Source organism: Verticiella alkaliphila (genome assembly GCF_018904615.1).
In the GTDB taxonomy this organism is placed as follows: domain Bacteria; phylum Pseudomonadota; class Gammaproteobacteria; order Burkholderiales; family Burkholderiaceae_B; genus Verticiella; species Verticiella alkaliphila.
Genome location: NZ_JADCNH010000003.1, coordinates 87648 through 105653, shown reverse-complemented (window position 1 = coordinate 105653; position 18006 = coordinate 87648). Strand labels below are relative to the sequence as shown.

Here is an 18006-nt window from a genome sequence, read left to right as displayed (position 1 = left end):
GTCAGTGTGTCAGCAGGCGCGGCAGGCCGGCCAGGCTCAGGGCGCCGCGCAAGGTCTCGCCGTCGAGCCACTGCGCAGCCTGCCTGCGCAACTCGAGCAGCGCCGGCAGGGCAATGCCGGTGTCGTAGCCCATGGCGTGCAGCATGTAGGCGAGGTCTTCCGTGGCCGTGTTGCCGCTGGCGCCGGGGGCGTAGGGACAGCCGCCGATGCCTGCCAGCGAGCTGTCGAAGCCGCGCACACCCTGGCCCAGCGCGGCCACCGTGTTGGCCAGCGCGAGGCCGCGCGTGTCGTGGAAGTGGCCGCCCACCAGGCGGTCTCCCACCTGGCGCCGGGCGCGCTCGAAGAGCCGGGAGACGGCGCCCGGATCGGCGAAGCCCACGGTGTCGGCCAGGCTGACCTGATCGGCGCCGGCATCGAGCAAGGCCTGCAAGAGACGCAGCACCTCGTCGGGCGCGACCTCGCCTTGCAGCGTGCAGCCGAACGCGGTGCCCACGCCCGCCTCGATCCGGGTTGGCGAGCCGAGCGCGTCACGCTCGGCCCTGACGCGGCCCACTTCGGCCACGACGTCGTCCGGGGTCTTGCGCAGGTTCGCCAGGCTGTGAGCGTGGCTGGCCGACAGGGGCACGAGCAGCAGGTGGGCGCCGTGTTCCAGCGCCGCACGCGCGCCCCGCAGGTTGGGTACCAGCACCGACGCCGTCAGCCCGGAAAGCGTACGCGCATGCGCGAGCACCTGTGCGGTGTCCGCCATCTGGGGTACCCGATCTGCTGGCACGAAGGAGCCCACTTCGATCTGGCGGATGCCGGCCGCGTGGGCGGCATCCACCCAGGCGATCTTGTGCGCCGTGGGGACGATGCGATCCAGGCTTTGCAGGCCGTCGCGCAGGCCCACCTCCCGGACATGAACGGCCGTGCCGGGGTCCGGCAGCTGGAAGGGGGGAAAGGCAGTCGGCATGGGGGCGTCCTCGGCGTGATACCCCACTATAGGCATTCCGAATACATCGTTTGATGGTAATTTGGCACCTGTGAGTTTCCTGAAAGGAATATCAAGGGGCGCAGGATGAGGGATGTGGACCTGACCAGCCTTCGGCTCTTCGTGCGCGTCTGCGAAGCCGGCAGCATCACGCGCGTGGCGGAGCATGCGAATCTGGTGGGCTCGGCGATCAGCAAGCGTCTCGCGGCCCTGGAGGACACTCTCGGCCAGCGCCTGTTCGTGCGCCGCCGGCGCGGCGTGGAGGTGACGGCGGCAGGGCAGGCCCTGCTGCTGCGCGCCCATGCCATCCTCGCGCAGTGCGAAGGCATCGAGCGCGACATGCTCGAACATGCTGCCGGGGTGCGCGGCCATGTCCGCGTGGCAGCCACGGCCTCGGCCATCGCCGTGGGCCTGGCCGACGACGTGGCGCGCTTTCTACGGGATCCGGCGCATCGGCACATCCGCATCGAACTCGAGGAGGCCTTGAGTCCCGACGTCGTGCGTCTCGTGCGCGAAGGGATGGCGCCACTGGGCGTGTGCTGGGACGCGGCGGATTTCCAGGGGTTGGCCACGCGGCCCTACCGGTCGGACCAGCTTGCCGTCGTCACGGCCCGGGATCATCCGCTCGCAGGCGCGCCGCAGCTGCACTTCCTGGATACGCTCGACGAAGAGCACGTGTGCATGCCTGCGGCGGCGGCCGTCACGGCCGTGCTGCGCCGTGCGGCAGCCCAGGCCGGCCGTCTGCTGGTGCAGCGGGTCACCGTGTCCAATCTCGATTCGATGCTGCGGGTGGTGCAGGCAGGGCTTGCCATCAGCGTGGTGCCGCTCGAGGCGGCCCTGGCCTACGCCGAGGCACGGCAACTGGCCGTCGTGCCGCTCGCCGACGCCTGGGCCCAACGGCGCTTCGCGGTGTGTCTGCGCGAGGAACAGCCGCTGCCGGCGGCGGCCGAGCTGGTGGCCGAATGGTTGTCGAGCGAGGCGTCGACGAGCGCCGCGCCCGTCGATACGGGCGCCGTGCCGCCTCGCCGGCGGCGCAGGATTAGTCGATCACCCGGCCCGGATTGAGGATGCCCTTGGGATCCAGCGCCGTCTTCAGCGTGCGCAATGTGTCGATCTCGGCCTGACTGCGCGTGTGCGCGAGAAACGGCTTCTTGATGAAACCGATCCCGTGCTCGGCGCTGATCGTGCCCTGGCGACCTCGCAGTTCGTCGTAGACGCAGGTCTCCACGGCCAGCATGTCTTCTGGGCGATGCGGCCCGGTCATGAGGTGGATGTTGTTGTCGCCCATGTGCCCGAAGAAGAGATGCGTGGCTGCGGGGAAGCGTTCGCGCATGACGGCGTCCGCCCGCGCGATGAAGCCGTCCATCTCCACCCAGGGCAGGCCGCAGTCGAAATTCACGGTGGGCTTCAGATGCGTGAGCATTTCCGGAATGCTCTGGCGCAGCCGCCAGATGGCCTCGGCCTGGGTGAGGCTGGTGGCCAGCGTGGCGTCGAGGATGGTCTCTTCGCCCAGCGCGTGTTCGAGCGCATCCTGCAGGGCGCTGCCGCCGTCGGCACGGGGGTGTTCGGCGGATTCGATCAGCACGTACCAGGGCTGGCCCGGCGCGATCGGGCAGGTTTCGCCCGACAGCTGCGCGGCCATGTCGATGAAGGCGCCGGACATGAACTCGAAAGCCGTCAGATTGACCCCGGGCGCGCGCTTGAGCTCGCGCAGCAGGCCGGCAAGCGCCGTGGGTGAGGTGGCTGCCGCGAACGCGGTGACGGCCGGGGCGGGCGTGGGCTGCAGCTTGAGCGTGAGCCGGGTGATCACGCCCAGCATGCCTTCGGAGCCGATGAAGAGAAAGCGCAGATCCAGACCGGCGCTGTTCTTGACCAGCCGCGTGAGTGAAGACAGCACGGTGCCATCGGCCAGCACGGCCTCCACGCCCAGCACGCTGTCGCGCAGCGTGCCGTAGCGCACCACGCGCTCGCCGCCGGCGTTGGTGGCGGCATTGCCACCGATCTGGCAGGAGCCGCGCGCACCCAGGTCCACCGGGAAGAACCAGCCTGCCTCGGCGGCGGCCGCCTGCACCGCTGCCAGCGTGGCGCCGGCCTGCACGGTCATGACGCCTTCGAGCGTATCGATGGCCTCGATCGCGCTCATCCGTTCCAGGTTGAGCACGACGTCGCCATCGGCGGGGACGGCACCCCCGGCCAGGCCGGTGAGTCCGCCCTGGATGGTGACGGCCTGGCCCCGGGCATGGCAATCCCGCAGCAGCGCGCTCACTTCCTCCGTGTTGCGCGGCCGGTAGACCGCGCTGGGCGTGCCGCGTGTCAGGCCGCTCCAGTCAGCGCAGAAGCGCGGGTCGACGGTGGGATCGGGCTGGGGCAGGGCGGCGTCGGTCATGGTGTTCAGCAAAGCGAGATTACGCAAGCGCTCGCCCGGTCAGGCTGACGGCACCGGGGTGGCGCCGGGCGTTCCGGTGGTGAGGGCAGCCTCGCGCCCCCCAAAGCGCTCGATCAGCGCGCGCTGATCCGCCTTGGCATGGCGATCGACTGCCTCCGGGTCGAGCATGGCCCGCAATTGTGCCTCGAACCGGGCCAGGGTGTCTGCGTGCGCCGGATCTTGCGCGAGATCGTTCCGCTCGGCCGGGTCGGCCTGGATGTCGAAGAGCTCGGGCGGGTGGCCGACATAGGCGTGGTACGTGTGCTGAGCGTCTGCGAGCAGATAGGCCGCGGCCTCCGAGCCAATGGCGTGGTATTCGCTGAGCACATAGCGCGCGGGATCATCCGACGCCTGGGCGAGCGCTGTGAGGTCAAGGCCGGGCAGATCGGCGTCGGCCGGCGCCATGGGCGTGCCCGTGGCGGCCAGGATGGTCGGAAAGAGATCGACTAGCGACGCGGTGGTCTTCACCTCGCGGCCTGCAGGCACGCCAGGGCCACGCACGATCAGCGGCACGGCGGTCGAGTCCCGATAGAGCGTGCATTTGTTCCAGAGACCACGCTCGCCGAGGTTGTCGCCGTGGTCGCTGGAATAGATCACGGTGGTGTTCTCGGCCTGACCTGTCTCGGCGAGCGCATCGAGCACGCGGCCGAGCTGCGTATCCATGAAGGTTGTCAGACCCAGGTACGACGCGATGGCAAGGCGGCGGCGCTCGTCCGTGCCGAGCTGCTCGTCATGACGGCTGAACTGCGCATGGCGCTCCACCCAGGGGTGGCGCACGTAGCCGCGATCCGGGTGCTGGGTGGGCAGCGGGATGTCGGCCAGCGGGTAGAGATCCAGGTATTCCTGGGGCACGATCAGGGGAAAGTGCGGCGCGACGAAGCCCAGGAAGAGGACCCAGGGGCGCTCGTCGCCGGCATCGCGCTCGCGCAGCCACGCGATCGCCTGGTCGGCCACGCCCATGTCGAAGCGGTTGTAGCTGCTCTCGCCCGCGCCGATCTGCTTGAAGAGCGGTGCGGTCGGTGCCGGATCGGGCAGGGGCTCGCGCACCGAACCCCACACCTGGCCGATGCCATCCATGATGTGTGCCGCAAGCTGTTGGCGGTCAAAGCCCGTGCTGTCGGTCTCGTTGCGATAGTGGAGTTTGCCGATGGATTCCACGGGCACGCCCTGCGCCTGCAGTCGATGCCCCCAGCTTGCAGGCTGGCCCTGGTAGGCGATGGCATTGTCCCAGCAATGGTGCTCATGCACGTATCGCCCGGTGGCGATGCTGGCGCGCGCCGGCACGCAGATCGGCGAGGCCGTGTAGGCATTCGTGAAGCGCGTGCCCTCGGCCGCGAGCGCGTCCAGGCGGGGGGTGCGCACGAGCGGGTGACCCGCGCAGCCCATCACCTGGGCGTTGTGCTCGTCCGAGAGCAGGATGAGGACGTTGTGTCGTGGCATGGGCATCAGTTCGCGAAGGTGTCGCCGGTGTCCTTGAGCTCCTGCTGCCAGCGGCGGTAATCCGACTGCACGAGGCCCGTGAATTCGGCGAGAGAAGCGGGCGCCGGCACGAAGCCCTGCGTTTTCAGGACCTGCTGCAGGGCCGGGGTCTGCAGCGCCGCATTAATCTCAGTGTTCCATTGCTGAGCAGCGTCCGCCGATAGGCCCGCCGGTGCGAGCACGCCGAACCATTCCTCGACGGCGAGCTTGTCGTAGCCGAGTTCGCGCAACGTGGGCACATCCGGGGTGTTCGGGTCGCGCTTCTCGCCCGATGTCGCGATCAGGCGCAGCCGCTGATCGCGCACCATGGTGAGCAGCGACGGGACGGTGGAGATCACCATCGGGATCTGGCCGCCGACGGCGTCGTTGATGGCCGGGCCGGCACCTTTGTACGGCACGTGGACGATATCCACGCCGATGGCCTTGCCCACTTCCACGCCGACGTAGTGCGGCGACAGCCCCACGCCCGCCGTGCCGTAGGTGCGCAGCGCTGCATCCGTGCGGACCTGCTTCAGGTAGCTCGCCCAGTCTGTCACCTGAGTGCCCGGGGTCACGGCCATGCCGAGGGCGTAGGTCGCGACGCGGGCCACTGGCGTGAGGTCACGCTCGGGGTCGTAGCGGAACGTGCTGTGTGTATGCGGCGTCATCGTGATGCTGCCGCTGGGCAGGATGATGAGCACGCCGTCCTCCGGCTTGGCGCTGCGGATGTTGTCGATGGCGATCATGCCGCTCGCGCCGGGGCGGTTCTCGACGATCACGCGGCGTTTGCCGTCGCGGCTCAGGGCATCGGCGAGCGCGCGCGCAACGCCGTCCAGGCCGCCGCCGGCCTGAAAGCCGACGATGAGCCGTGTGACGGATTCAGCGGCGTGGGCGGGGGTCACGGCAGTGGCCGCGAGGGCCACGGTGAGCGCGATACGGCGAAGCGATGGCAAGGGCATGGTGTGTCTCCGGCACCAGATCTGTTTTGGGTATGGCCGCAGTATCGATCAGCATGGGAGGTAGGGGTAGTGATATATAGTCGTTGTCATATCACCATTTGGTAATGAATGCCGTGACCGACGCCCTGGATCTCGACCGCGCTTTCCGATCCGGCCTGAAGCTGGGACACCTGCGCGTGCTCGCCGCGCTGGAGCGGGTGGGGCGGGTAGGCCGCGTGGCAGAGCTCTTCCATGTGACGCAGCCAGCCATCTCCAAGCAGCTGGGAGAGATCGAAGGATTGCTTGGCATGCCGGTGGTGCAACGCCAGGGGCGCTCCGTGGTGCTGACGGCCGCAGGCGAAGTGCTGGCCCGGCATGGTCGGCACGTGCTGCACAGTCTGGACGCGGCGCATCGCGAGCTCGAGGATCTGCGCGAAGGCCTGGCCGGCACGTTGCGAGTGGGTGCGGTGGCCACCGTCATGCCCACCCTGGTTGCGCGGGGTGTCGCACGGCTACGCCAGCGCGCGCCCGGGGTGGCGCTCACGTTGAAGGAAGCCACCACCGACGAACTTTTTCCCCTGCTGCGCGAGGGAGCGCTGGATCTGGTGGTGTCGCGCACGCGCGTCGGGCGCAATCCGGGGGATCTGCAGGAGCGCCTGCTCGGGCGCGACCCGATGGTGCTGGCCTGCAGCGCACAGCATCCGCTCGTGGCGCGCAAGCGCGTGCGCTGGACGGATCTCGCCTCCCAACCCTGGATCTTGCCGCCTGAGGGCTCGGCCATCCATGCCGCGTTGCAGACCCTGTTCGACAAACACGGCATGCGCCCCGAAGGGCCCGGCGTGATCGCCAACTCGGTGGCGGTGATGCCCAGGCTCCTGCTGGACGGCGATCTGGTCGGTCTGCTGCCGCGTGCCTACGCGCAGGATCTCATCGACCGCCGGCAGTTGGCGGTGCTGCCACTGGAGGTGCCGAACGCGGCGCAGGAAGTCCGCGCGCTCTGGCGGCGGGGGCATGATTCTCGCCTGCTGCACCTGATGCTGCAGAGCCTGGCGCCCGAGAACGGCATCGCAGGTGCGCCGGCGCGGTGAGCAAGCTACAGTAGACCTTCACTGATAACGCTGCGAGACACCATGACATGCTACCGACTGGCCGGCCAGACGCCGGAGATCGCTGAGACCGCTTTCGTTGCCCGAGAGGCGACGGTCATTGGCAACGTTCGGCTTGGCGAGCAGGTCAGCGTGTGGCCCGGCGCGGTCATCCGCGGCGACAACGATCTCATCAGTATCGGCAATCGCAGCAACGTGCAGGAAGGCGCGGTGCTGCACACCGATCCGGGCATCCCGCTCACCATCGGCGAGAACGTCACGGTGGGCCACCAGGCCATGCTGCATGGCTGTACGGTGGGTGATGGCGCGCTGATCGGCATCCAGGCCGTGGTGCTCAACGGCGCGGTGATCGGCAAGGAGAGCTTGGTGGGCGCGGGCGCCATCGTCACGGAAGGCAAGGTCTTCCCGGAGCGCTCGCTGATCCTGGGCGCGCCGGCCAAGGTCGTGCGGACCTTGACCGACGAGGACGTGGCGCGCATGGCACGCGGCACGGCGGGCTACGCCGCCAAGAGTGCCGTGTTCCGCACGGAGCTCGAGGCCATCGACTGACCTCGGCCCCGCGCCGCCTCAGGCGGCGCCGTGACGTGCGCTCGCGCGTTCCATGCGCTCGGCCAGTTCGAGATCGAGCGACGTGACGCCGGGGCCGTCGTGCGTGGTGAGCACCACGTCCACGCGGCGATGCACGTTGAACCATTCGGGATGATGATCCATGCGTTCGGCATGGATCGCGATCTCCGCCATGAACCCGAAGGCCGCCGGAAAGTCAGCGAACGTGAACTGACGGCGCAGCAGGCCGCTGCGCTCATTCGTGTCGTACTGCCAATCCGGATGGCTGGCGAGCCAGGCCTGCACGGCCTCGGCCGCCAGGGGACGAGGCCGTGCGGGGGCGTGGGATGCGCTCACGATCGCCTCACTCCGCCTTCAGCACGCCGCGCTGGATCTGATCCCGCTCGATCGATTCGAAGAGCGCCTTGAAGTTGCCTTCGCCAAAGCCGCTGTCGCCCTTGCGCTGGATGAACTCGAAGAACACGGGGCCGAGCACCGTACCCGAGAAGATCTGCAAGAGCAGGCGGCGCTCGCCATTCTCGGAGGCGCCATCGAGCAGGATGCCGCGCTTTTGCAGCTCGGCCGTGGGCTCGCCGTGGTTGGGCAGCCGGCCTTCGAGCATCTCGTAGTAGGTCGCGGGCGGCGCCGTCATGAACACCGTGCCGGTGGCCTTCAGGGCATCCCAGGTCTTGACGAGGTCATCGGTGAGGAAGGCCACGTGCTGGATGCCTTCGCCGTTGAACTGCATCAGGAACTCTTCGATCTGGCCGCTGCCCTTGGACGATTCCTCGTTCAGCGGGATGCGGATCAGGCCATCCGGGGCGCTCATGGCCTTGGAGGTGAGGCCGGTGTACTCGCCCTTGATGTCGAAGTAGCGGATTTCCTTGAAGTTGAAGAGTTTCTCGTAGAAGCCCGCCCAGTACGCCATGCGGCCGCGGTAGACGTTGTGCGTCAGGTGATCGATGACCTTCAGGCCGGCGCGGCCGGGTGACGCTCCACGCCTTCGATGAATTCGAAGTCGATGTCATAGATCGACAGGCCTTCCTGAAAGCGATCGATCAGGTACAGGGGCGCGCCGCCGATGCCCTTGATCGCAGGCAGGCGAAGCTCCATGTAGCCGACGTCGACTTCCAGCGGCTGCGCGCCGAGTTCCAGCGCACGGGCATGGGCCTTCTGGGCGTCACGCACGCGAAACGCCAGGCCACACACCGACGGGCCGTGCTCGGCGGCAAAGTACGCGGCCGGGCTGTTGGGCTCGTTGTTGATGATGGCGTTGATCTCGCCCTGGCGATACAGCTTGACGGCCTTGGAGCGGTGATTGGCCACATGCGAGAAGCCCATGCTCTCGAGCACGGGTTCGATGACGTTGGGGGTGGGCGAGGCGAATTCGATGAACTCGAAGCCCATGAGGCCCATGGGGTTGTCGAAGAGGTCGGCCATGGTTGGCTCCTGGTGCAAAGCGGTGAATGAACGGAAAGCGGCAAGCAATGTGCCGCGAAGGGCGCGCGTCAAGGCGCGCCGGTGCGTTCAGACCGGCGGAGCACAGGGCCTGCCTCGCGTGCTGCGTGCGAGAAAGTCACCCAGGAGGAGCTGGAAACCGAGGGGGCGCATGACCACCTTCAAGGGGGCGCGGCGGGAACGCCGTGCGATGAGGCCGTGGGATGGCCCGGACCCTAGAGCTTAGACGGCTCAGAAGTGGTGTCAAGGAAAATCTCGGTTCGGGTGGCCCTGGTTGTCCGGCCGGGACCGTTCAGCTTCGCGCCATCCGCCGCCGCAGGAAGCCGCCGATCGCCGCATACGTGCGTGTGCACGCGTCCGGCACGAGCTCGTGCAGATTCAGGTAGGCGTGGATGAGGCCGGGCATGTGCAGATGCTCGTGCGGCACGCCGGCGTCGGCCAGGCGATGCACGTAGGCGAAGCCTTCGTCGCGCAGCGGGCACAGGCCTGCGGTCACGACGAGGGTGGGCGGCAGGCCGTCCATCGGTAGATACAGTGGGGAGGCTTGCTGACGGTCCTCGTTGTGCTGGAAGTAGTGGTCGAAGTACCAGCGGATCTTCTCGGTCTCGAGCAGGTAGCCACGGCCGTTCTCGTCCAGCGAAGGCTGCTCCAGGGTGTAGTCGAGGCTCGGGTAGATCAGCACCAGGCGGTCCAGGACGATGCTGGGGTGTCGACGCGTGATCGTGGCGAGCGTGGCGGCCAGCGCCCCGCCGCCCGAATCTCCGGCCAGGGCCATCTGTCCGGTCAGCTCGTGGCCTTCGAGAGCAAGGGCCTGTGGCAGATGATTGAGCACCGCCAGGGCATCGGCCAAGCCGGCGGGATACGGGTGCTCGGGCGCCAGCCGGTAATCGACCGAGGCGACAAGGCGCTCCGTGGCAGCGGCAAGCCGCCGGCAGATCGGATCGTAGACGTCCACGCTGCCGGCCATGTGGCCGCCGCCATGCAGGAACACGCACACGCCTTTGGCCACGCCGGGTTGGGGGTCGTATAGCCGCACTGGCACGCCGGTGGGGCCGACATGGATGTCCTGCACGTGCGCGAGCTTGGGGCCATGGCCGCCCTGCGTGCGGGTGAGCGTGGCCAGGCCCATCCGGGCCGACTCGGGCGTGTCGGGCACGCCGCGTCGACGGCCTTCGGACTGCGCGTGATTGACACGGTCCAGCCAGGCGCGAAGGCCCGGATCCAGCGTGGGTTCAGTCTCGGCCGCGCCGTCGCAGCCTGGCGTCGGGGAAGTCATTGGTGAAAGAGAACAAGGGCATTGCCGGTACACAGCAGGCGGCCGTCGGCCCCCGTGCACCGGGTGTGCAGATCGACCAGGGCCTTGTCGGCGCGCAGGCGCGTGATGCGTACGCTCGCGGTCAAGGGTTCAGCGATGCGGGCGGGCGCCACGAAGGCGAGTGACTGTTTGAGGTAATTCGTGCCGTGACCGGGCAAGTCCTCGCCGAGCAGGCACGAGAAAAGGGCCCCGATCAGGGGTTCGGGCAACTCCCCGGCCGGGCGGGTTGCCCAGCCAGCGCATTCCAGGCGCGCACATCGGCGACGTCGAACTGGCGCACGAGCCGCGCGGTGTCGCCCGCGGCGAGCGACAGGAAACGGTTCAGGCCCGGCGCAGGGTCGGCCTCGATGGCGGCCAGCATGTCGGGCTCGTCCGCCGCAGGCGCCTGGCCGCCCACCACACACTGGCCTTGCAGCCCAAGCCTGCCGTCCGGCTTGTGCACCTCTGTACGCAGCACCAGGCCGCCGTCGGGGGATTCCCCTTGCGGTTGCAGCACGAGCGTCAGGGCTTCTTCCGCGTAGGAGGGCGCGGGGAACATCAGCGTCTGATGCGTGAGCGGCTGATCCGGATAGTGTTGCGCGATCAGGCCACGCAGTCGGGTGAAGAGCAGCATGCCATGCGACACCGTGGCCCCAAAGGGCGTGCTCTCGGCGAAGCCGGGGTCGACGTGAATCGGGTTGTGGTCTCCGCTCAGGGCGGCGAAGGCATCGAAATCCGCCTGCGACAGCGTGCAGGCCTGCGCGATGCGGACATGGTCAAGCGTTTGCGGCATCGCGCAGCTCCTGTTTGATGACTTTGCCCAGGGCATTGCGCGGCAGTGCCGTGCAGACCTGGAAGACCTTGGGAATCTTGTAGCCGGCCAGGCGCTCACGGCAGAAGGCGCGCAAGGCCTCGGCGTCGGGGGCGGCAGCGCCGGCGACCACCACCAGGCTGGCGTGACCCACCTCGCCCCAGCGCTCGTCGGCGATGCCGATGACGGCAGCCTCGGCTACGTCAGGGTGCTGCAGCAGGGCGGCCTCGACCTCTGCCGGGTAGACGTTCTCGCCGCCGGAGATGAACATGTCCTTCCAGCGATCGACGATGTAGTAATCGCCATCCGCATCGCATCGCGCCACGTCGCCCGTGCGCAGCCAGCCGCCCTCGACGAAGGTGTCGGCGGTGGCGTCGGGCCGCCGCCAGTAGCCGGGCGTGACGCCGGGCCCACGCACCAGCAGCTCGCCTGGCTCGCCGGGCGCCACGTCCCGGCCTGCTCGGTCCACGATGCGCACTTCCGTGACGAGCTGGGGGCGGCCGACGGCGTTCGGCTTGGCGAGCACCTGGTCCTCATCCAACAGGAACACGGTGGGGCCGGTCTCCGTCATGCCCATGCCGGTGCGCACGCGAATGCCGGCCTCCGCATAGCGCTGCGACACGGTGACGGGCAGGGCCGCGCCGCCGCAGCCCCAGGAACGCACGCCCGCGAGCCGTTCGCCCGCGAACTGCGGCTGCGCGAGCAGCGCCTGATAGACGGCGGGCACGCCGAAGAAGATCGTGGCGCGTTGGGCCAGCACGTCCAGCGTGGCGGCCGCATCGAAGTTGCGCTGCACGAGCACCGTGCCGCCCAGGAGCAGCACGGCCGAGGAGTACAGGTTGATGCCGGCCGTGTGGAACATGGGCAGGACATTCAGGAGCACGTCCCGCCCGGAGAGCTCCACCGCCAGGCCGATGTTCAGATAGTTCGCGAACATCATGCGGAAGGTCTGGATCACGCCCTTGGGCTTGCCGGTGGTGCCGGACGTATAGAGCAGATACCAGGGCGTGTCCGGGTCGCGATCCGGGTGGGGCGTGAGATCCGGAATCACGCTGGCGAGATCCTCGGCATAGCGGCGCGCTGGCGCCTCGGCTTGCCCCAGCGCGATACGGACCATGCCGGCCTGATGCGGCGCGAGGCCGGCAGCCACCTCGGCGAACTCCGGGCCGTACAGCAAGGCGCCCGGCGTGCAATCTTCCAGCAGCACCGCGAGCTCGGGCGGGGCAAGCCGCCAGTTGAGCGGCACCAGGATCAGCCCGGCCTTGGCGCATCCGAAGAGCATCACGAAGAACTCGGCCCGGCTGTGCCCGAGATAGGCGATGCGATCGCCCAGGGCGAGGCCCCAGTGCGTGCGCGCCGCCGTGGCAAAGCGGGCTGCCTGCGCGTCCAGGGCGCCGTAGGTGTAGCGCGTGCCGTCCGCGAGATCTTCGAGCGCCAGATTCTCGGGGCCCAGGCGGGCGCGCCGCGCCGTCAGGTCGAACTGGTTCATGGTTGCAGCTCGCTCCAGTCAAAGCGCGTCACGCGGTTGCTGATGAGCGAGAACACGTAGACGGCGTTGCCGCCTGACGTGACGAGCTCCGCGTCGAAGAGGCCGCCGGGACGGGTGCCCAGGTCAGGATTGATCCAGTGCCCGCGATAGGTGGGCGAGATGACGCCTCCGGTGCCCGGCGTCACGGCATCGGGGTTGTTCCAGGCGCGCGCCACCATGTTGAAGCCATCGGCGACGAGGAAGGCATTCTGCGTGGCGTCATAGCCCAGTCCGGCGGGCAGGAAGAGCCGTTGCGGGTCCAGCCCGTCCGGATGGTCGTAGGTGCCGCCACCCAGGCCGAACTGGCCCAGGCGCGCGCCGGTGGTGGGCGAGAGGGCCTGCACGCGCTGGTTGCGCCGGTCCGTCACGTAGATGCGGTTGGCCAGCGCCTGCACCGCGCCGATCTGGTCGAAGGTGGTGGCCGCGCCCTGGTTGTAGAAGTTCGTGCCCAGATTCCAGCTGCTGCCGATGTCGGTGCCCTTGCTCGCGTCGGCGCCGCCGGCATGCCACACCCGCGTCAGGGTGCCACTCGCGGCGTTGTAGTCGAAGCGCCAGGCCCGGCTCGCGAAACTCGTCACGTAGATGGCGTGCTGGCGGCTCGTGGCAGAGGTCGAGCGCACTGACGTCGCCACCGGATAGTTGCTGGTGGTGAGCCCGATGGCCGGCACCGCCAGGCCGGTGGTCCGGTAGGTCAGGTTGAACGTGTGACGCAGGGTGCCGCCGCCGTCGTAGATGCGCAGGCTGCTGTCGCCGGTATAGGGCCAGGGCAGGGTGATATCGGCCCCCACCAGCACGGCCACGGCGTCGCCAAAGCTCGGGTCCTGAAAGCTCGCGATGCCGGTCACGCCAATGCTGATGTCGGTGCCGCCGAAGCGGCCCTGGTAGGCGCCGTTGGCGTCGTACACGTTGATGCGCGTGTTGGGCGTGTCGCTCACCAGGAGTCGGTTCGTGCCCGGCAGCCAGGCCATGCCGCTCGCCGAGTGCAGTTGGCCCGCCAGCGTGCGCGGATGCCCCCAGAACTCATGCGAGGTGGCGGTGCCCACGCCTTGCGAGACCGAGCAGCGCAAGAGGCTCGTGCCGGCCGAATTGGTCCAGCATTTCTTGATGCGGTTGTTGCCGCTGTCGCTCACCAGATGCACGCGGGCATTGGTGTAGAAGGTGCCCCAGGCCCAGATGTTCTCGCGCTGCACGTCGCCATCGGGCCGCACCAGCGGCACGAGATCGTTGGGCAACTGGAAGGCCGCGTCTTCGGTGCCGGCCGTGGTGGGCGCGCGCATCTCGACCTGATGGATGCCCAGGCGGCCATAGACCCAGGTTGCCTGGGCATCCGCCGAGCCGCTCGTGCGGTAGCGCACCGGTTGCGGGTCGGTGACGGCGGCCAGGTTGGGCAGGCGCAGGATGCGCCCGTTGTAGGTGTCCGCCACGTACAGGTTGCCCTGCGCATCGGTGCGCACGCCGCGCGGCCGCTTCAGGTGATCGACGTTGCCGCTCGCATCGCGGATGCGGCCGATCATGTCCAGCAGCGTCAGCTGTCCGGTCTGCGCATTGAGCGTGTAGATCTTGATGCGGTTGTTGCCGTTGTCGGCCACGTACACGTACGTGGCGCCGGAGGGCGCGCGAAAGTACGTGATGCCCTGCGGGATGCGAAAGCCATCGCGTTTTTGCGGGGCGCTCGCATAGTCGTCGTAGTTGGTGGACGGCGTGCCGTAGTTCTTGTCGATGCCGCGGATGATGGGGCCCGCGCCCACGTAGTGCCCGCTGCCGTCCTGCCAGCCGAGCGTCTGCACGAGCGTGGCCTGGTAGGCATTGTCCGGATCCAGGCGGAACACCTTCACCCGGTGGTTGAACTCGTCGGCCACGATCATGTAGCCCTGCGGCGTCACCACCACATTGCGCGGCAATTGCAGCTGGTTGCCGCCGCCAGAGCCCTTGGTGCCGAAGGAGGTCACGTAGCGAAAAGCGTCCGGATCCGTATCCACCGTGCGATAGAAATGGATCTGGTGCAGGCCGACGTCATTCACGTAAAGGCCGGCCAGGCGATCGTCGTCGGCTTCGCTGCGTGAGAGAAAGGCGATGCCCAGCGGCGCGCGGATGGTGGGGACGGTGGCGGCGGGACTGTCGGTCGCGCGTATCGTGTCGGCGTCGTCGAGCATGCCGATGGCGCGGCCATCCAGATCCAGGACGCGGATGCGGTGGCTCCCCATGTCGGCCACGTACACGCGGGTGCCTGCCGAGCCTTGCGCCAGCGTGTCCGCGTCATAGGTGACGGTGGTCGGCGTGTTGAACTGGTAGCGCTGGTGCGCCACCTGGCCGGCGAGCTCCGCGCTGCGGTCTTCGTCGGCGAACGTCTGCAGGGCGTGGGCGGCAGGGGTGCCCAGCGCGATTAGCGCGCTGGCCAGCAGCGCGCGCCATCGGGTGTTCCACAGCATCGGCAAGTCTCCTCGTGAGGGCTCTCGTATCGCGGCGGGTGCCGCTGTCAGGCGTCGGTGATGCCGAGGAAGTCCGCCATGCCGTGATCGGCTTCGTCGGTGTCGATCTGGGCCAGGAAGTGCGCGAGTTCCGCGGCAAGGCCGCGGCCCACGGCGTCCACGTCCGGGCGCATGAGGGTCAAGGTATGGCGCACACTGCCGGGCTTGGCCGCGGCGACCTGCGCTGCCAGCTGGTGCGCCAGGGGCCCGACGCCTTCGGTGTCCGGCGCGAGCTGCTGCAGAAGACCCAGGCGCAGGGCTTCCTCGGCATCCAGCCGCTGATTGAGCAATTGCACTTCCATGGCCCGGGCGCGGCCGATGCGGTCTGGCATCAGCGCCGTCCAGCCACCGTCGGGGCTGAAACCCACCGCGGTGTACCAGGGCGCGAACGAGGTGCGCGGCCCGCCCACGGCGATGTCACAGGCGAGCGCCAGGCCGACAGAGCCCCCGGTGACGAGAGCGTGGACGGCTGCCACGGTCGGGCAGGGCAGGTTCAGGAGCGCCAGAATGACCCGGTTGAGGGAGCCGACCACGCGCTTGGCGTACGTGCGGCGTTCATGTTGAGCCACGTCATAGAAGGCCTGCACATCGCCGCCGCTCGAGAACGAGCGGCCCGCGGCCGACAGGATCAGTGCCCGCGGCGGGTCGTCCGCCACCGCGACGAGGGCGGCCTCCAGCGAGACGAGCAGGGCCGGCACCAGGGCATTGTGGCGATCCGGGCGATTCAGTCGCAACTCGACGATGCCGTCAGAATCGTGGCGAAGAATCAAGGGTTCGGTGAGGCCGCCCGTGCGGGTCAGGCCGTCGTCGGGTCGGGTTGCGTGCCAGGCGGCGCGCGGTGCGATCGCACGTATCGTCATGATTTTTCCTTGCCGTCCAGGGCGAGACCATGGCGGAACAGGTCGCTCATCGTCGCGACCACGTCATCGATGGGGGTGTCCTGACCCCAGATGGCGAAGCGCAGGCCGAGAAAGTTGGCCATGCCCATGAGCGCCCAGACACGGACCTCATCATTGCCGGAGCGCACTTCGCCCTTGCGCGTGGCGTCGGCCAGCATGCGCAGGTAGCCGCGGCCAAAAGCTTCGTAGTACTCGCGGTAGATGGATTCGTCCACGAACTGCGCTTCCTGCAGCACGCGGTAGAGCGAGGGGTGCTCGGCCAGGTACTTGAGAAAGGCGCGCAGGCCTTTTTCCTCGGCGTCCAGGCGATCGCGTGCATCCAGGGTCTCGGCAGCCAGGTGGGCGCGCACTTCGCGGCCCATGTCGCGCACCAGTTCGCGCAGGATCTCTTCCTTGCCCGAGAAGTAGCAGTAGAGGGTGCCCTGGGCGACGCCGGCGGCCCGGGTGATGTCCGTGATGCCGGCGCGGTGATAACCCAGAGTGCCGATGGTTTCTTCGGCGGCCTTGAGGATCTGGGCGCGGGTGCGGGCGCCGCGCGCCGTCTTGGGGGCGCCGGGCGCTTCGCGCGGGCGGGGCTCGGCGTCGAGCGGGGCGGCGGGGTTAGCGGCCATGCAGGCTGTCTCGCTGTCTTGAAATATGAATCGGTAGTCAGAAAGCTACGGCTTGGCATTGGCGAAGTCAACGATTTCTCACCGATTCGCTCCTAGGTGTTTTCCCCCGTGGCCTTGCGCGGCGCAGCGTGATGGAATCTGTTCCAATTCATCTCAGCATCAAAAACATGACTCGGTAGTCATGTTCAACCGGCGAGTCGGCGTCTGACGCCCCTTCGCGAAGGAGACACTCCATGCAGCGCCTGCTCACCAAGACCGCCTTGGCCCTCAGCATCCTTGCCCTGGGTTCCGCCGCTCACGCCGCCGAGCCCTTCCGTGTCGCGCACGTGACGGATTTCACCGGTCCGCTGTCGGCCTACGCCCAGCAGCTGAGCGTCGGCATGAAGATGGGCTTCGAGTACGCCACGCAGGGCAAGATGGAAGTGGCCGGACGCAAGATCGAGATCCTGGACAAGGACAGCCAGGGTGACCCGGCCCGCGCCCGCACGCTGGTGGAAGAGGCCTACGCGGAGAACGATGCGCACATCGTCGTGGGCCCGGTGGCCTCGGGTGTGGCGCTGGCCACCCTGCCGATCGCCGAAGAGTACGAGCGCATCATCATGCCCGAGGGCGTGGCCGATGCCATCACCGGCGCCTCGTGGAACCGCTACGTGGTGCGGGTTGGCCGCAATTCCTCGCAGGACGCGGTTTCCAACGCGGTGGCGCTGGGCAAGCCCGGCGTGTGCGTGGCCACGATCGCGCAGGACTACGCCTTTGGCCGCGACGGCGTCGCCGCCTACAAGGAAGCCATGACGCCCACGGGCGGCAAGGTGGTTCACGAGGAATACCTGCCCACCGACGCCACGGACTTCACGGCGGCCGCGCAGCGTCTGTTCGGCGCGTTAAAGGACCGCAAGGATTGCGATCAGGGCAAGTACATCTTCGCGATCTGGGCCGGGGCGACCAGCCCGCTCGCGCGGATCCAGGATCTGCAGCCATCGCGCCACGGCATCAAGCTCGCCGCCGGCGGCAACATCCTGCCCGCGCTCGTGCCCTACGCCGATCTGGAAGGCATGGAAGGCGCTGGCTTCTACTACTTCGAGTCGCCCAAGAACGAGATCAACGACTGGCTCGTGAAGCAGCATTTCGAACGCTTCAAGGCCGCGCCGGATTTCTTTACGGCGCAGGGCTTCTCGCAGGCCATGGCCATCGTCGCCGCGCTGGAGAAGGCCAAGGGTTCGAGCGAGACGGATGATCTGCTCAAGGCCTTCTCGGGCCTGCGCTTCAACACGCCCAAGGGCGAGATGCTGATCCGTCCGGAAGACCAGCAGGCCATGCAGACCATGTACCACTTCCGCATCAAGCGTGAAGAACGCAAGGACTGGTTCGCGGATCGCACCGTGACGGCCGGCGTGCCTGAGCTCGTGCGTGAGATCCCGCTCGAGGACATGAAGATCCCGGTGCGCAACAAGCGCTGAGGCGCTGCGAGGGCCCTGCCTGCGGGGCCCTTCGCGC

16 protein-coding genes and 1 pseudogene are annotated in these 18006 nt (G+C 68.3%); 4 read left to right on the top strand and 13 right to left on the bottom strand.

Annotation, left to right across the window (positions count from 1 at the left end; genetic code table 11):
* Position 1 precedes the first annotated feature (1 nt).
* Positions 2-952 carry a hydroxymethylglutaryl-CoA lyase gene (locus IMZ29_RS03415; protein WP_216180506.1) on the bottom strand — a complete coding sequence of 317 codons (951 nt, stop codon included), beginning with the start codon at positions 950-952 and terminating at the stop codon, positions 2-4.
* A gap of 105 nt (positions 953-1057) precedes the next feature.
* On the opposite strand from IMZ29_RS03415, the gene IMZ29_RS03410 reads away from it, so the two are divergent.
* Positions 1058-2035 (top strand): LysR family transcriptional regulator, encoded by a 978-nt coding sequence (locus IMZ29_RS03410; RefSeq protein ID WP_216180503.1) that lies wholly within the window; start codon positions 1058-1060, stop codon positions 2033-2035.
* On the opposite strand, the gene IMZ29_RS03405 is transcribed toward IMZ29_RS03410, so the two are convergent.
* Genes IMZ29_RS03405 through IMZ29_RS03395 form a run of 3 tightly spaced genes read right to left on the bottom strand, consistent with a single transcriptional unit; the run spans position 2010 to position 5812 of the window.
* A complete protein-coding gene (locus IMZ29_RS03405; protein ID WP_216180501.1) occupies positions 2010-3356 on the bottom strand; it encodes an FAD-binding oxidoreductase in 1347 nt (448 codons plus the stop codon). The two genes, IMZ29_RS03410 and IMZ29_RS03405, sit on opposite strands and share 26 nt — an antisense overlap.
* A 39-nt stretch (positions 3357-3395) precedes the next feature.
* Complete coding sequence (locus IMZ29_RS03400) at positions 3396-4841, bottom strand: sulfatase-like hydrolase/transferase (protein ID WP_253206747.1); 1446 nt, start codon at positions 4839-4841, stop codon at positions 3396-3398.
* Positions 4841-5812: a tripartite tricarboxylate transporter substrate-binding protein gene (locus IMZ29_RS03395; RefSeq protein WP_216180498.1), complete on the bottom strand. Its 972-nt coding sequence runs from the start codon at positions 5810-5812 to the stop codon at positions 4841-4843. The genes IMZ29_RS03400 and IMZ29_RS03395 overlap by 1 nt, the downstream gene beginning before the upstream one ends.
* A gap of 104 nt (positions 5813-5916) precedes the next feature.
* Here IMZ29_RS03395 and IMZ29_RS03390 point away from each other — a divergent pair, with 104 nt between their 5' ends.
* Positions 5917-6879, top strand: a complete 963-nt coding sequence (locus IMZ29_RS03390) for a LysR family transcriptional regulator (protein WP_216180497.1) — start codon at positions 5917-5919, stop codon at positions 6877-6879.
* Between the two features lie 42 nt (positions 6880-6921).
* Positions 6922-7446, top strand: a complete 525-nt coding sequence (locus IMZ29_RS03385) for a gamma carbonic anhydrase family protein (RefSeq protein WP_216180494.1) — start codon at positions 6922-6924, stop codon at positions 7444-7446.
* Positions 7447-7464: 18 nt separating this feature from the next.
* Here IMZ29_RS03385 and IMZ29_RS03380 read toward each other — a convergent pair whose 3' ends face one another.
* From IMZ29_RS03380 to IMZ29_RS03340, 9 genes and pseudogenes are all read right to left on the bottom strand, one after another.
* Entirely contained in the window at positions 7465-7800 is a 336-nt protein-coding gene (locus IMZ29_RS03380; protein WP_371820097.1) for a 4a-hydroxytetrahydrobiopterin dehydratase, read from the bottom strand.
* Positions 7801-7807: 7 nt separating this feature from the next.
* Positions 7808-8883, bottom strand: a pseudogene (hppD, locus tag IMZ29_RS03375) (4-hydroxyphenylpyruvate dioxygenase).
* A gap of 310 nt (positions 8884-9193) precedes the next feature.
* Positions 9194-10177, bottom strand: coding sequence for an alpha/beta hydrolase (locus tag IMZ29_RS03370; protein ID WP_216180492.1), 984 nt, complete (start codon positions 10175-10177; stop codon positions 9194-9196).
* Positions 10174-10425 carry a hotdog family protein gene (locus IMZ29_RS03365; RefSeq protein ID WP_216180490.1) on the bottom strand — a complete coding sequence of 84 codons (252 nt, stop codon included), beginning with the start codon at positions 10423-10425 and terminating at the stop codon, positions 10174-10176. The genes IMZ29_RS03370 and IMZ29_RS03365 overlap by 4 nt, the downstream gene beginning before the upstream one ends.
* On the bottom strand, positions 10410-10988 hold the full coding sequence (locus IMZ29_RS03360) for a MaoC family dehydratase (RefSeq protein WP_253206745.1): 579 nt from the start codon (positions 10986-10988) through the stop codon (positions 10410-10412). Before IMZ29_RS03360 ends, IMZ29_RS03365 begins: the two co-directional genes overlap by 16 nt.
* Complete coding sequence (locus IMZ29_RS03355; RefSeq protein WP_216180487.1) at positions 10972-12495, bottom strand: AMP-binding protein; 1524 nt, start codon at positions 12493-12495, stop codon at positions 10972-10974. The genes IMZ29_RS03360 and IMZ29_RS03355 overlap by 17 nt, the downstream gene beginning before the upstream one ends.
* Positions 12492-14963 (bottom strand): NHL repeat-containing protein, encoded by a 2472-nt coding sequence (locus tag IMZ29_RS03350; RefSeq protein ID WP_216180484.1) that lies wholly within the window; start codon positions 14961-14963, stop codon positions 12492-12494. The genes IMZ29_RS03355 and IMZ29_RS03350 overlap by 4 nt, the downstream gene beginning before the upstream one ends.
* A 47-nt stretch (positions 14964-15010) precedes the next feature.
* A complete protein-coding gene (locus IMZ29_RS03345; protein ID WP_216180481.1) occupies positions 15011-15862 on the bottom strand; it encodes an enoyl-CoA hydratase/isomerase family protein in 852 nt (283 codons plus the stop codon).
* On the bottom strand, positions 15859-16512 hold the full coding sequence (locus IMZ29_RS03340) for a TetR/AcrR family transcriptional regulator (protein WP_216180478.1): 654 nt from the start codon (positions 16510-16512) through the stop codon (positions 15859-15861). Before IMZ29_RS03340 ends, IMZ29_RS03345 begins: the two co-directional genes overlap by 4 nt.
* A gap of 233 nt (positions 16513-16745) precedes the next feature.
* Between IMZ29_RS03340 and IMZ29_RS03335 the strand changes: the two genes are divergently transcribed.
* Positions 16746-17969: a substrate-binding domain-containing protein gene (locus IMZ29_RS03335; protein WP_216180475.1), complete on the top strand. Its 1224-nt coding sequence runs from the start codon at positions 16746-16748 to the stop codon at positions 17967-17969.
* Positions 17970-18006: the final 37 nt, after the last annotated feature.